The organism is Variovorax sp. Soil_C_12 (genome assembly GCF_057657375.1).
Genome location: NZ_JBDGIO010000002.1, coordinates 91,361 through 104,516, shown reverse-complemented (window position 1 = coordinate 104,516; position 13,156 = coordinate 91,361). Strand labels below are relative to the sequence as shown.

At 64.4% G+C, this 13,156-nt stretch carries 16 protein-coding genes; 6 read left to right on the top strand and 10 right to left on the bottom strand.

Annotated features, from left to right (window positions below; translation table 11 throughout):
• Nucleotides 1-29: 29 nt before the first annotated feature.
• Genes AC3A6X_RS05410 through AC3A6X_RS05390 form a run of 5 tightly spaced genes read right to left on the bottom strand, consistent with a single transcriptional unit; the run spans nucleotide 30 to nucleotide 4,046 of the window.
• Nucleotides 30-695, bottom strand: a complete 666-nt coding sequence (locus AC3A6X_RS05410) for an amino acid ABC transporter permease (protein WP_487841195.1) — start codon at nucleotides 693-695, stop codon at nucleotides 30-32.
• 6 nt (nucleotides 696-701) lie between these two features.
• Complete coding sequence (locus tag AC3A6X_RS05405) at nucleotides 702-1,382, bottom strand: amino acid ABC transporter permease (RefSeq protein WP_487841194.1); 681 nt, start codon at nucleotides 1,380-1,382, stop codon at nucleotides 702-704.
• 24 nt (nucleotides 1,383-1,406) lie between these two features.
• The gene (locus AC3A6X_RS05400; RefSeq protein ID WP_487841193.1) at nucleotides 1,407-2,252 is read right to left on the bottom strand and encodes a transporter substrate-binding domain-containing protein; all 846 of its coding nucleotides are present in this window, start codon (nucleotides 2,250-2,252) and stop codon (nucleotides 1,407-1,409) included.
• Nucleotides 2,253-2,289: 37 nt separating this feature from the next.
• Nucleotides 2,290-3,243, bottom strand: a complete 954-nt coding sequence (locus AC3A6X_RS05395) for an aminotransferase class IV (RefSeq protein ID WP_487841192.1) — start codon at nucleotides 3,241-3,243, stop codon at nucleotides 2,290-2,292.
• Between the two features lie 17 nt (nucleotides 3,244-3,260).
• Nucleotides 3,261-4,046: an amino acid ABC transporter ATP-binding protein gene (locus tag AC3A6X_RS05390; RefSeq protein ID WP_487841191.1), complete on the bottom strand. Its 786-nt coding sequence runs from the start codon at nucleotides 4,044-4,046 to the stop codon at nucleotides 3,261-3,263.
• A 214-nt stretch (nucleotides 4,047-4,260) separates the two neighbouring features.
• Between AC3A6X_RS05390 and AC3A6X_RS05385 the strand changes: the two genes are divergently transcribed.
• Together AC3A6X_RS05385 and AC3A6X_RS05380 are read left to right on the top strand one after the other, a co-directional pair.
• Complete coding sequence (locus tag AC3A6X_RS05385) at nucleotides 4,261-4,530, top strand: hypothetical protein (RefSeq protein ID WP_487841190.1); 270 nt, start codon at nucleotides 4,261-4,263, stop codon at nucleotides 4,528-4,530.
• Nucleotides 4,527-4,808, top strand: coding sequence for an HU family DNA-binding protein (locus AC3A6X_RS05380; RefSeq protein WP_487841189.1), 282 nt, complete (start codon nucleotides 4,527-4,529; stop codon nucleotides 4,806-4,808). Before AC3A6X_RS05385 ends, AC3A6X_RS05380 begins: the two co-directional genes overlap by 4 nt.
• A 279-nt stretch (nucleotides 4,809-5,087) precedes the next feature.
• Here the strand turns inward: AC3A6X_RS05380 and AC3A6X_RS05375 are convergent, their stop codons facing one another.
• Both AC3A6X_RS05375 and AC3A6X_RS05370 read right to left on the bottom strand, forming a co-directional pair.
• Entirely contained in the window at nucleotides 5,088-5,621 is a 534-nt protein-coding gene (locus AC3A6X_RS05375) for an H-NS family nucleoid-associated regulatory protein (RefSeq protein WP_487841188.1), read from the bottom strand.
• A 146-nt stretch (nucleotides 5,622-5,767) separates the two neighbouring features.
• Nucleotides 5,768-6,622 carry a tyrosine-type recombinase/integrase gene (locus AC3A6X_RS05370; protein ID WP_487841791.1) on the bottom strand — a complete coding sequence of 285 codons (855 nt, stop codon included), beginning with the start codon at nucleotides 6,620-6,622 and terminating at the stop codon, nucleotides 5,768-5,770.
• 284 nt (nucleotides 6,623-6,906) lie between these two features.
• On the opposite strand from AC3A6X_RS05370, the gene AC3A6X_RS05365 reads away from it, so the two are divergent.
• The gene (locus tag AC3A6X_RS05365; protein ID WP_487841187.1) at nucleotides 6,907-7,272 is read left to right on the top strand and encodes a hypothetical protein; all 366 of its coding nucleotides are present in this window, start codon (nucleotides 6,907-6,909) and stop codon (nucleotides 7,270-7,272) included.
• A 176-nt stretch (nucleotides 7,273-7,448) separates the two neighbouring features.
• Here the strand turns inward: AC3A6X_RS05365 and AC3A6X_RS05360 are convergent, their stop codons facing one another.
• On the bottom strand, nucleotides 7,449-7,871 hold the full coding sequence (locus tag AC3A6X_RS05360) for an RcnB family protein (RefSeq protein ID WP_487841186.1): 423 nt from the start codon (nucleotides 7,869-7,871) through the stop codon (nucleotides 7,449-7,451).
• Nucleotides 7,872-8,198: 327 nt separating this feature from the next.
• On the opposite strand from AC3A6X_RS05360, the gene AC3A6X_RS05355 reads away from it, so the two are divergent.
• The 3 genes from AC3A6X_RS05355 to AC3A6X_RS05345 all read left to right on the top strand — a co-directional run bounded on the left by AC3A6X_RS05355 (nucleotide 8,199) and on the right by AC3A6X_RS05345 (nucleotide 11,869).
• The gene (locus AC3A6X_RS05355) at nucleotides 8,199-10,103 is read left to right on the top strand and encodes an alpha amylase C-terminal domain-containing protein (RefSeq protein ID WP_487841185.1); all 1,905 of its coding nucleotides are present in this window, start codon (nucleotides 8,199-8,201) and stop codon (nucleotides 10,101-10,103) included.
• A gap of 351 nt (nucleotides 10,104-10,454) precedes the next feature.
• Nucleotides 10,455-10,799 (top strand): PRC-barrel domain-containing protein, encoded by a 345-nt coding sequence (locus AC3A6X_RS05350; protein ID WP_487841184.1) that lies wholly within the window; start codon nucleotides 10,455-10,457, stop codon nucleotides 10,797-10,799.
• A gap of 323 nt (nucleotides 10,800-11,122) precedes the next feature.
• The gene (locus AC3A6X_RS05345) at nucleotides 11,123-11,869 is read left to right on the top strand and encodes an SHOCT domain-containing protein (RefSeq protein WP_487841183.1); all 747 of its coding nucleotides are present in this window, start codon (nucleotides 11,123-11,125) and stop codon (nucleotides 11,867-11,869) included.
• A 280-nt stretch (nucleotides 11,870-12,149) separates the two neighbouring features.
• On the opposite strand, the gene AC3A6X_RS05340 is transcribed toward AC3A6X_RS05345, so the two are convergent.
• Together AC3A6X_RS05340 and AC3A6X_RS05335 are read right to left on the bottom strand one after the other, a co-directional pair.
• On the bottom strand, nucleotides 12,150-12,554 hold the full coding sequence (locus AC3A6X_RS05340; RefSeq protein WP_487840362.1) for an Hsp20/alpha crystallin family protein: 405 nt from the start codon (nucleotides 12,552-12,554) through the stop codon (nucleotides 12,150-12,152).
• Between the two features lie 13 nt (nucleotides 12,555-12,567).
• Nucleotides 12,568-13,008, bottom strand: coding sequence for an Hsp20/alpha crystallin family protein (locus AC3A6X_RS05335; RefSeq protein ID WP_487841182.1), 441 nt, complete (start codon nucleotides 13,006-13,008; stop codon nucleotides 12,568-12,570).
• Nucleotides 13,009-13,156 lie beyond the last annotated feature (148 nt).

Below are 13,156 nucleotides of genomic sequence, written 5' to 3'. Positions count from 1 at the left end.
GATTGTCCTTCGGATCTCGGCCGGTGGGCTCACGCGCGAAGCGCGAACCGTTTCTCCAGCCGCGAGGCCAGGTACGAACCCGGATAGATCAGCAGGAAGTAGATGATGCCGACGGCCGTCAGGATTTCCAGCGGCCGGTAGAACGCGGCCGACAGCGCCCGGCCCTGGTACATCAGTTCCTGCACCGCGATGACCGATGCGATGGAAGTGTTCTTGGCCAACTCGATGCCGCGGTTGGTGAAGGCCGGCAGCATCCGCGCAAAAACCTGCGGCACGATGACGCGCCGCATCAGCTGCTGGCGGCTCATCCCCAATGCCCTGGCACCTTCCCACTGACCGTTGGGCACCGAGGCCATGCCGCCGCGGAAAATCTCCGAACAGTAAGCCGAGGCGTTCAGGACCAGGCCGCACAGCGCGGCGACGATGGGCGTCAGCTGCTGGCCGGTGAGGATCGGGAAGGCGTAGAAGAACCAGATCAACTGGATCATGACCGGCGTGTTGCGGAACAGCTCGACATAGGAGCGTCCGACGGCGACGGCAAGCCTGTTGTGCGAGCCGGTGGCCAGCGAGATGAAGAAGCCGATCAGCATCGAGACTGGGAACGCGATGAGCCAGAGCAGCGCCGTCATCCCCACGCCCTTCAGCAAGACGAGGTAGTTCTGCAGAACCGGCGTGAAGTCCCAAGAGAATTCCATGTTGGCTCACCGCGCGGTTTGGTAGCTGGCGCGCGAAAGACGCGATTCGACCAGATGGGCGAGCATGCTCAGGGCCAGCAAGGTGATGAAGAAGATGCCCGCAACGAAGGTGTAGACCTCCAGGGGGCGGAAGGTGATGGAATTGACCTGCATCGCCTGGTAGAGCAGATCCGAGTAGGCCAGCGTCGAGGCGAGCGCCGTCGTCTTGATCAGCTCGAACGAACGCTCCATGAAGGGCGGCAGCATGCGTTGCAGTGCCTGAGGCAGGACGACACGCCGCAAGACCTTGTGAGCTTTCATGCCCAGCGCCCGAGCGCCTTCCCACTGCCCTCGCTCCACCGAGACCACGCCGCCCCGAAACACTTCCGCGTAGAAGGCGCCGGACTGCGTGGACAGCGCGATGATGGCCGCCGCGTAGGGGTCCAGGCTCACGCCCAGGAGCACCGGCAGCGCATAGAACGCCCAGAAGAAATGCACCAGCGGCGGCGTGTTCCGGTAGAACTCGGTGAACCAGAGGGCCGGATACGCCAGCCAGCGCAGCTTCGACAGCCGCATCGTGGCCAGCAGCGCCCCGATGACGACGCCCATGAGGATCGCCACCACGGCGATCCTCAACGTGCCCAGCGCCCCCTCCAGCAGCATCTGGCGATAGGCCCAGACCGCGCCGAAATCCCAGTCGTAGTTCATGTCGACCGCCGTTGTCGCGCTCGATTACCTTTCGAGGGTTTCCTTGGTGACGCCGGGCAGCTTGTCCGGATCGAGTCCCTTGGTCTTGAGGTACTGCGCGTACAGCGCCTGGGTCTGGCCCGACGCGTACATCTTCTTGAACTGCTCGTCGAGCATGTCGCGGAAGGACGGGTCCTGCTCACGGCGCACGCCGGCGCTGGTGGGAATGGCCACCACGGGCTGGGGAATCTGCACGCTGCCCTTCTTGATCTTCGAGTAGGCGATCACCAGCACCGAGTGGTAGAAGCCGATCGCATCCACCCGGCCCGCGTTGAACGCTGCCACGGTCTCGTCGGTGTTGGTGAAGCGTTCGATCTTGGCGCTTGGCAGACGCTTGGTGAGGTCGCGGTCGGTCGCCGTTCCCAGTGCCACGCCCACACGGACGTTGGGCTTGTTCAGGTCTTCCCAGTTCTTGGCGACCAGACCCTCCTTGGCCAGGATGCCCTGCGCGTACCACAGCAGGGGCGTGGTGGGGAAGTCGATGGCCCGCTTGCGTTCCTCGGTCGCGTCCAGAACGAACATGACATCGATCTGGCCGGACTGCAGGCCTGCAACGCTGTTGCCCCACGTGGTCTCGACCGGCACCATCTTCACGCCAAGGTTCTTCGCAATCTGCTCGCCCACGAGCACGCCCACGCCGGACCACTGGCCTGAGACGGGATCCCGGTAGTACCACGGGTCGCCGGACGCCACCCCGATGCGCAGCTCCCCGGTCTGCTTGACCTTCTGCAGCGTCTGCGCGTGGGACGAGGTGCCGGCCAGCAGGCCCATGCAGGCCAGGCCGACAAGGAATCCGCGGCGAAGAGCCGCAAAGCGGGACAGGACTTTCATTCGTAGCTCCTAAAAATGTCGAGATGAAGGGGGAAGCTCAGGTGGCGGCCTTCTGGGGGGCTGCGATGTATTGCCGGTAGAGATCTGCCAGGCGTTGCGTCAACGGGCCCATTCCGGCACCGGGCAACTTGCGCCCGTCGATCACCGACACCGGCGTGATGCCGCCAAGGGTTCCCGTGACGAACGCTTCGTCGGCCGCGTAGACCTCAGCCAGCGTGTAGTCGCCCTCGTGGACAGCGAGGCCGGCTTCGCGCGCCAGACGCAAGACCGTTGCGCGCGTGATCCCGTTGAAGCAGTAGCGACCCGACGAGGTCCACAGCGCCCCGTCGCGCACGACGAAGAAGTTCGTGGAGTTGCAGCTGGAGACAAAGCCATTCGTGTCGAGCATCAGGGCCTCGTCCGCGCCGACGTTGATGGCTTGAATCAGCGCCTGAATGAAGTTCAGCCGGCTGTGGGAGTTCAGCCGCAGGTCGAACACGTCCGGGGTGCTGCATCGGATGGTGGAGGTGTGCAGCGTGAGCCCGCGCTGCTTGGCTTCGGCATCGACCACCTTGTGTTCGGCGACGCAGACGACGGTCGCCTTGCCCAGGATGAAGCGCGGATCCTGATTGGGTGTCTTCTTCACTCCGCGGGTCACCATCAGGCGCGCGTGCGCGCCGTCCTGCATCTTGTTGACCTCGAAGGTCTTCAGGATGACGTCCTTGACCTCCTGCTTGCGCAGGCCGATGTCCATGGCGATGGCATTGGCGCCCTCGAACAGGCGGTCGACGTGCGCATCGAAGGAGACGACCTGGCCGTTCACGAGACGAACGCCCTCCCAGACCCCGTCGCCGCAGACGTACCCGGCATCGAAGACGGACACGCGCGCTTCAGACCGGGGAACGAAATCGCCATTGACGTAGACGAGGACCCTCTCGTTGCGGTCGTCGGCCTGGTACGCCTGCGAACTGGTCTTGGATGCTTGTGGGGAGAGTTGCATGGTGGGCTTCAATGGGATGAGGGGTCGGATCAGAAGCTGAAGGCCGTGAACCGCTCGAGAAAGCGTTGGGTGTGCTCCTTCTTCGGGTGCTTGAGCACCTCGTCGGGCGTCCCGGTCTCGTAGAACTGGCCATCAGCCAGGAACAGAACCTTGTTGGCGTAGTGGTAGGCGAACCCCAGTTCATGGGTGACCAGGAGCATGGTGCGGCCCTCTTGGGCCAGGTCCTTGATGACGTTCAGCACCTCGCCGACCAGTTCGGGATCGAGGGACGAGGTGGGCTCGTCGAACAGCAAGACCTCCGGCTCCATCGCCAAGGCACGGGCGATGGCAACACGCTGCTGCTGGCCACCCGACAGCCGCGCCGGGTAGGCGTTGGCCTTGTCGGCCATGTCGACCTTCTCGAGCTGGGCCATGGACCGCTCTCGCGCCTCCTTGGAACCGACACCGAGCACGGTCACGAGGCCCTCCATCACGTTGCCGACGACCGTCATGTGCGGGAACAGATTGAACTGCTGAAAGACCATGCCCACCTCCTTGCGCAGCTCCGAGAGCTCGCCTTGCGAGTAACTCATGCCTTCGCCCTTCGGGTGCTTACCGGTGGGCTTGCCGATGAGCTTCCCCTTGAGTTCAACGCGACCCGTGGTCGGCAGTTCCATGAAGTTCAGGCAGCGCAGAAAGGTGCTCTTGCCGGAACCGCTGGACCCCAGGATGGCGACGCGATCCCCGGGCTGGACGTCGAAGTCGATTCCCTTGAGGACATGGTGATCGCCAAACCACTTGTGCAAGCCGCTGATGCGAAGGATCGGATGTGTCATGGGGCCTCGGTTCATGATGGGCGGATCTTGTTAGATTGTTCGACAATCGACAATCGGGTATACCCGAGCAGGTTGCGTGCCAGGGAGATGAGGGGGCGACCCCGGATTGGCTGTCAGAAGGCACTGCCGGGGCCAGAACCCTTTTGCTGCCTTCGGCTGGGGCAGGACGAACCCATTCGGAGTCGCTCGCGTGGTACTGCCTCGCTCCATCAGAATGGAGCCTCACGCTCACCTTCGCAAACCGCAGGCGTTGGCGACAGAGGCCGATGATTTCAAGGCCGAGACAAAATCGCTGGAGAAGATGCCTCCGAAGGAGGTTGGGACGGGCGCCGGTATCTTGGCGAAATCAATGCGCGAGGAGGAGATCGAAGTTGCGCGTCCCTACTGTCTCCTGCCGCATTCAGGCACGTTGATCTCCGCCTGCCTCCGACGCGCTTCTATGGCGATCCTGCTCATCATGTTTTCTAAAGGAAATCCACTTTGAACAAAAGCGAACTTATCGCCGCAATCGCTGCGGACACCCATCTCAGCAAGGCCGATGCTGGGCGCGTCCTCGATTCGGCACTCGAAAACCTGGCGCGGACCCTGGCGCGCGGGGAAGCCGTGCAGCTGATCGGGTTTGGCAATTTCACCGTCGCGAGCCGTGCCGAGCGCACCGGCCGAAATCCATCGACCGGCGAGCCAATGACCATCAAAGCGAGCAAGGCGCCGAAATTCACGGCAGGCAAGGCATTGAAGGATGCCGTCAACGCGCCAGCGTAGTCCGAGCGCTCTCCTGCTGCGCGAGCTCAGGCCGGATGTGGGTGCCTACGGTGCCCTCCGGACACCCGGCGGCGGAGTCGCCGTCGCCGACGATGGCTGCCATCTCGACGACCGGCAGGCAGCTCGACCCCGTTGCGGTGGCGCTTATCGCCGGGACAGATCAGGCCGACGTCGACCGCGGCGTGGCTGGACAGTACTGTTGATCGGGCCCGTCCATTGACGCGGGCCCGGGAGTACCCAGCGCTGTCGTGCCCTTGTGCTGAGGGCTCGACGCCGGATCTATTTAGCGAAGTCTTCCAATGACTTTCCGGCTTCCAGTGCGGCCTTCAGCCATCTGGGCTTGGGCCCAAAACCGCTCCAGGAATTGCCCGCGTCATCCTTGTAGCTGGTCTTCGCAGTGCGCTTCGCCTTCTTGCGGGCGCGGAGGACACTTGGCGCAGCAGTTTCGCCGGACTCCGGCCGGGCGGAGGAGGCTTTCTGCTTCTTGGCCGATCCCACTCGGAACTCGTCGATGGACCGACCGGCGGTCAGAGCGTTGCGAAGCCAGAGAGGGCGCGGTCCCCGACCGGACCAGACATTGCCGTTACCATCGCTGAACTTCGCACCGGGCTTGGCTGAGGAGTCCAGTGCTTTCTTGGGCCGCGCAGCCGTTTGGCCTGGGCCAAGTCCCAGTTGTGCAGCCGTCAGGCCGTAGTGCGCAATGGCGACTTTGATACGGTCGACGACCCCTTTGACCTCGCTATTTCGAAGCGCATTGGCCTGACGCTGCAATATCTCGATCTGCTTCTGAATCTGGCTGTAAGTCTGGGCCATTTCAAATTCCATTGAAAATAGAGAACCCAGAGCTTAACTGCCAAATTGGGATCGTTCACTCATCTCCATTCAGTCATCCGAGATTTACCGCTGGCTGCTTCAATGAATGTGGCTGAACCGCCCAGGAAGGATGTACTGAATGAGTGCTAAATCACCTGTTCGGGGCTCGTAACCACCCGCCGATACTTGGCCATCGCTTCGGGTTCGACTCCGAGCCAGCGTGAGACCTGCACTGCATCCGTACCTCTGCGCAGCTGGCGAAGCGCAAAGGTATGGCGCAATCGAAATGAGCCGCCCTCGGTGCCATCGAGGCCAGCTTCCTCGAACACTTGCTTGGCTGCCTTGTACTGGGCTTCCTTGCTCCAGGGCTTGCCCGATCGCGTCGAGGGAAAGAGATAGTCGCCCGCAATCTCCATTTCGGCGCGCACCTGCAGCCAATGCTGCAGCAACTCGCCCGCCCAGGGTGCGATAGGCGTCTCTCGGGCCGGCAAATTGCCATTGCCCGGAACAGCGACTTTCCAGGGGCGCTCACGCGTGCGCCCGCCCTGCGTTGTCGGTGAATGAACGGTGAGCACCCGCACATCACCGGGCGCAAGTCCCGCTCCCAATTGCAATGAAACCGCCACGCGATTGCGGAGTTCCTGCCAGGTGAAGGCCTTGTGATCGTCGCGGCGCGACCCCGCCGCTGCGGGACGAGGGCGCGCGTTCGACAGGAAGGCGATCAGGTGCTTCGCTTCCGATACGGACAGGTGCTCGGGCAGCGGGTCGGCATGCTTGGCCTCGGCATATCGAACCTGCGGCTGCGCTGCGATCCAGTCGGCCGCCGCGGTATTCGCCTGGATGCCGGTGTCCGCGGCGTGATGGCGAGACACCCGGTCGATCAGCCGCAGGAGACGCAGCGCATGACGAGGGGAGAGCGACAGGTCCGCGCTCTTCATGCCGAAGCGTGCCGCCTGGAACGCTTCCAGGTCCCGCACGTTCAGCGACGCCAGCGTCACCACCGGTGACAATCAACGCGCTCGTTGAGTGCGGGGTCAATCCTAGGGCTGCAGACGCTCTTGCGGGCCCGGTCGATGGAGCTCGCGCACAGGGCGGAGTCCCTCGGTGTGAAGCAATGAGGCTCAGGCCGCGCTCCTCGAGGGGATGAGCGCTGAGACTTTCGTCCGGCAGCCTGCGGGCGGCCACCCATCCGCACGTCGGGGCGCAGACAAGATGGGTCTTTCCGAGCAAGCGCCGCGAGATCATCTCCGCACGGAATCATTGGGCAACAGGGACAATGCCTCCCATGAGTTTCAGAACCACCCTATTCAAGGCGCTGGAGACCGCCGACACCATCCATTGCAACGGCCACCGGGTTGTGAGCAAAATGCTCGACGCGAGCCCGGACGCGCTGCTCAAACCTTACGTCGACCTCGCCAGTGGGGCGACACGGTACATCGAGGACATGGAGATCCTGATCGATGACGAAGGCCGCGCTTACAGCACTTCGATGGAAGACGACGCCGAGGCGCTCGTCTGGGTCTTCCAGGTCATCCGCCCATTGGCCGCGGCGGACGTTTCCACCATTGAGCCGCCGCCACTCAATGTGGAGGAGGTGGTCGGCCGCCTCAAGAAGATCAAGCGTGAGGGACGGCTTACAGGCCCCGGATAAAGGGCACCATTGGCCTCGACAGCCAGGAGAAGACCACGAGCCGGGTCTGTGCCGTGCAGGCCGCGGGTGCGGTCGGCGAGGAAGATCTCGTCCTCGCCACAGCGTCTCGCAGGACGAGTCGGAAAACTCGGCGACCGGCCGGCCGTCGGCGCCAGACGGCTGCTGCGCTTTGACGCTCACTGTCCGACGATGATCTGGGCGATGATCCCGGTGGCGATCGCGGCCATAACGTAGTCACCGCCGACGCCGATCCACTGATAGCCGCGCGGCGGCGCGTTCAGGTGGTAGGCGCGGTAGTCGTTCACGACATAGTTGCGGCCGCGATAGTCAGTCGGCACGCGGCCCCCACGCTTCCATTCGGCATGCGGCTGCGGATAACCGCGGCGGTCATACTGACGGCCGTCGCGGTAGTCGTTGCGGTCGTCGTTCCCGCGACTGTTGTCATGACGGCCGTCGTGGCGTTGGTCGCGCTGCTCATATCGGCCGTCGCGTCCATCGCGGCCCGGACCATGGTTGCGGTCTTGCGCAAATGCGCTGCCCACGCTCGAGAGTGCCAGCGTGGCGGCGATCACGGCGATGGTCTTGGAACGGATGGTCATGCTGAATTCCTCATTGTGGATAACGAGTTCAGTATCGACCTGCCGTGTATCGCGCACATGCGGCGCACGTGCTGCAATGTAAAGAGGCACCAATGCTCCTCCAGAAGGAAGTTGACGCCCCCACCTGCGCTTCGCACGATGGGACGTTTTCGTGAGTTCGATGGACGTCCGCGTACAGACTACCGGAAGGAATTGCCATGGGAGCCACGGTCGCGCAGAAGGACGGCCTGATCGACCGCCAGGAAGAAACCGGCCGGCCGTTTGTGTTCGACGGCCGCGACTGACATGGGCAACGTCACGCAAGAACACCTGGGGCCGGACACGCCCATGGGCGCTACCCTCTTGGCGGCGGGGGCAACGTTTCGCGTGTGGGCGCCGAACGCGCACGAAGTGCACGTGCTGAGCGACTTCACAGGGTGGAGTCCTGCGCCCGGGACTCGCCTGCTGGCAGCAGGTGGCTACTGGTGGGGTTTCGTGCGGGGCGCACACGACCGCCAGGCCTACAAGTTCTGGGTGGTCGGTGACGCCGGCGGCGGCTGGAAGCGGGACCCGTATGCGCGCGAGCTCGACTGGGGCTCTGGCAACTGCATCCTGCGGCGGCCCGACTTTCCCTGGCACGACACGGGCTTCGTCACGCCCCGCTTCGAGAACTTCGTCATCTACCAACTGCACGTCGGCGTGTTCTCGACGCCGCGCTGGCCGCCCGGGGGCGGCACCTTTCTCGACGTCGCGGCCCGGCTCCCCTATCTTGCCGACCTCGGGGTCACCGCGCTGCAGCTCCTGCCCATCCAGGAGTTCCCCACCACCTTCAGCCTCGGCTACAACGGGTTGGACTACTTCTCGCCGGAAGCGGACTTCGCAGTGCCGGACGCCGAACTGCCCGCCTATGTCGCATCGATCAATGCGATGCTTGCGTCGAGGGGCTTGTCGCCGTATGGCGAGGCGGACCTGAAGGGCGAGATGAACCAGCTGAAGGCGCTGGTGGATCTGGCGCACGTGCATGGGATCGCCGTGATCTTCGATGTGGTCTACAACCATGCAGGCGGCGACTTCGGCGATCAGAGCCTGTACTTCTTCGACCGGCAGCACGGGCAGCTGCCACCCGAGCGGTTCGAGAATTCCCTCTACTTCGGGCTGGGCGAGCACGCGGGGGGGCGCGTGTTCGATTTCTCCAAGCCCCAAGTGTGCGATTTCCTGATCCGCAATGCCTGCTTCCTGATCCAGGAGTACCGCATCGACGGCCTGCGCTACGACCAGGTCAGCGTGATCGACCGCGATGGCTGGCCGCACGGCCGGCGCTTCTGCCAGGACCTGACCTCGACCGTGCGCTACCTTCGTCCCGGCGCGCTGCAGCTTGCGGAATACTGGGACCTGACCCCGTGGGTCGTACGCCCTGTCAACGAGGATGGTGCCGGCTTCGACACGACGCTGAGCAACACGCTGCGCATCGCCGTGCGGGACGTCTTGCGGGCGGCGAGCTTCTCCGACACCGGTCCGCTGCCCATGCAGCGGGTCGCCGACAGCCTTTGGGCCCCGGGGTTCGGCGAGGCTTGGCGCTTTGTCCAGGGTCCCGAGAACCACGACGTCGTGCTGCGCGATCCGGATGCGTCCAAAGGGCGCGAACCGCGCATCCCGACGCTGGCGGATCCGTCCAATCCCCGCTCGTGGCTTGCCCGTTCGCGCAGCCGCGTGGCCATGGGGCTGACACTGACCTCACCCGGCATCCCGATGATGTTCATGGGCCAGGAATTCCTCGAGGACAAGCAGTGGTCCGATGACCTGAAGCACCACCCCGAGCTGCGTCTGTTCTGGCCCGGACTCGAGGCACCGGACCCCGCCATGCGGGACTTCCTGCGCTGCACCCGCGAGCTGATCCGGCTGCGCTGGCGCCTGCCGGCGCTGCGCGCCAACGGCTTTCGCGTGATCAATGCCCACGACGGCAACCGCTTCCTTGCCTTTCACCGTTGGGTCCCTGGGGCGGGAGAGGATGTCGTGGTGGTCGTCAGCCTGGCCGACCAGCCCCGGTACAACTACCGCGTGGGCTTCCCGTCCGGTGGGCGCTGGCTCGAAGCCTTCAACAGCGACGTCTACGACCACTGGGTCAACCCGCAGGTCGTCGGCAATGCCGGCGCCGTCGAGGCGAGCCCGGAATCGATGCACGAGTTCGACCACTCGGCCGAGCTCACGCTGCCGCCCAACTCCATCCTGGTCTTCTGCCGGCCTTTCGCGTGAGAAACGACGACGGCGTCCCCATGGGCGCCAGGATGTGCGCTGCTCATACCTCTTCGAAGACCGCGCCCGACGCATTTGGGCGATATGGGCGAGGATGTTCGGATAGCCGTCGTCCGCGCCTAGGTGAACGCGTCGTCTGATCCGAACTCCTTGCTATGGGGCCCGGGGCTGGCGCATGCAGGTGGGACGTCCACCAGGCGCGGGCGGGCGATCAACTGGCGCGCCTCCACCTACACAAGGAGTGTCCAGCCGCCGATCCACGCCTGGGAAGCGCGGCGCGACAGTGTCCACGCTGGGCTTTGTCTCAAGGCCGGCGCCACCAGCAGTGCCGGTCGATCACGGAGTTTTCTCATGGCAACCACCTCCACAAGCGCCGTCATTTCTTCCGATCGCGTCGAAGGAACAGCCGTCTACAACCCTGCGGGCGACAAGCTCGGCTCGATCGATGACTTGATGATCGACAAGGTATCGGGGCAGGTCCGCTATGCCGTCATGGAGTTCGGCGGCTTCCTGGGAATGGGGACCGACCGTTATCCAATCCCCTGGAACATGCTGAAGTACGACACCTCGCAGGATGGTTATGTTGTCCCCTTGGAAAAGTCCCAACTCGAGGGGGCGCCGCGATATGGCAGCGATGACGTGCCGGACTACGATGACACGTATCGGTCCACCGTGGACAAGTACTACGGCCTCTGATTGAGCACCCCCTTTCCCGTTGCGATGCACAACTGTAGCGACGGAACCTTGGCCCAGCGCGCACGTGTTGGGCCTTCTCTCCGTCCAACCTGTGGACCTGAAGGTTCTGCCGAAACGGTGGCACCGGACGGGCATGCGAACGGGCAGAGCGGATTGCTCAAGTGACAGACACGCGTCGGGCAGGAACCGACGCTGACATTCGCAAAAGACTCACCGCAGCCTGTTGACCTGCTCGTAGGCTATTCGTCATGCAGCACCAGCGCCAAGGCTCCACCTCTACGCCTGGACCGCGGGGCGAACCCGCGGCGCCGGACCGAGAAGGCTTGCGCCGTGTCGTCGAGGCGGGTGCCAGGCACGGCTTCGGGCCGGAAGCCAGCGCGGTCATGTGGGACGCCGTCGCCGCCGGCTACGGCCGCATGGCCCAGTTCCAGCACCCCGAGTTCGGCGGTCCTGGCCAATGGATGCAAGGCGGCATGGTCATGGTCGGCGACATGTTCGACCACACACTGAAGGCGCGGGTCAGCTCTTTGTGCACCGAGCTGACCGAGCTGCTGGCGGAGCAGCCAGACGCCATCAAGGACACCCACCCGGCGGCAAGCATCGTCTCGGCGCGCGGTTCGTGGTGGCCGGCCGAGCTTAAAGGACCCGCCAGCAGCGGCGCGCAGAATGATCTGCGCTATGCGTGGTTCCCCAGTCAGCGGCGCCTGGCCATCGAACGCGGAGGCCGCGTGGAGATCTACGACACAGGCGATCATGTCATCGGGAGCGTTGCCCAGCAGCAGGGCGATCTGCATTCGCTGAGCTTCACCAGCCAGCACGGCACAGTGGACCTCGCAAGACTGAAGCGTGTGCCGCTTGAAGGCGAAACGCCGCAGGGCCTTTCCGGGGATGCGCGCCCCGACGCGCCTGCAGAGCCTGCCGCAGCCTCCTCTTCCACCGCGCAGGGGCGCGCTACGGACGCGGCGCAGATTCTCGACGCCATCGACCGCATGGCCTCCCTACGCGATCGTGGCATCCTGTCCGACCCAGAGTTCCAGGCAAAAAAGCGCGAGCTGCTGTCACGGCTTTGACCGATGGCTCGCTCTCGTCAAACGTGTGTGTCGGCGACAACCGGGACCACCGGCTTGCCGCCGGTCGTGGCCTGGGCCTGTGCGGAAGCGCAGCACCGCCTAGGGCAGATTGGGGAAATCCGTCGCCTCGTAGACGAAGCGCCTGACTTCGCCGTCATCGTTCATCGCTTCTTCCTCGGTTCAGGTCTTCAGAGGCTGCATCGAACCCACGCGAAAGCGTACGCTTTCGCGTGGAGACACCCTCCGGGCCGACCGCGCCGGCCGGAGGGTCAAGCTGGCTTCAGCCCACCTCGACGTTGATGCGCCGCGGCTGTGCCTGCGCCACCTTCGGGATGCGCAATGTCAGCACGCCCTGTGCCAGCTCGGCCGAGACCTTCTCGGTGTCGAGCTCCTTGCTCAAGGTGAAGACGCGATGGAAGTGCGCGAGGCCGACCTCCGTGTGGCTCGACTGCAGCCCCTCGGGCACCTGCAGGTTCGAGTCGGCATCGATGGTGAGTGTGTCGGACTCCACCTGGAGGTGAAGCTGGTCCTTCGAAACGCCGGGAAGGTCGGCATACAGCGTGATGCCGGTGCCATCCTCCACCACGTCGACGGGCGGCGTCAGCGCCGCCTCGCCGTAGCCCGCCCTGTCCTTGCGGGCAACGGTGGAGGGAGAAGTCGAGCGGACAGTGTCAACGTCGTTCATGTCGCTGCTCCTTTCATTGGATCGTGATACGGCGGGGCTGGGCCGACGCGCGCCGCTGGACCGTGATGTGCAGGATGCCGTCGCGGTAGTCGGCCGCGATCGCATCCGGGTCGGCGTCGTCGGGCAGCGTCAGCATGCGGCGAAAGCTGCCTGCGAAGCGCTCGTTGATGTGGACGGCGGACTTCGAGTCCTCCTGTGACGGCAGCTTCGAGGCGCGCTCGCCGGCCACGGTCAGCAGGCCGCGGTCGAGCTGGACGTCGATCGTGGCTGGATCGAGGCCAGGGGCGAAGGCGTAGATCTCGACCGTCTGCGGCGTGCCCCCGACGTTCAGGGCGGGAAAACCGCCGCGGCCGAGACCCCGGATGCTTGGAGACAGATCGAAGGCCTGCTGCATTTCGCGTTGCAGGCGATCCATCTCGGCGAACAGATCGCGCGGGAACAAGGATCGATACATGGCGAAAACCTCCATACGGTTGGACCAGACGGAGCGTCGGAGACGCCTCCGGCGCTTCCGTGAGAGGAATTAGGAGCAGATTCGGAGGATTCAAGAGGGGCGCGTACTCTGTCGCCTGCACGGCCAGCAGCTGGACGAGTTTGGCCCC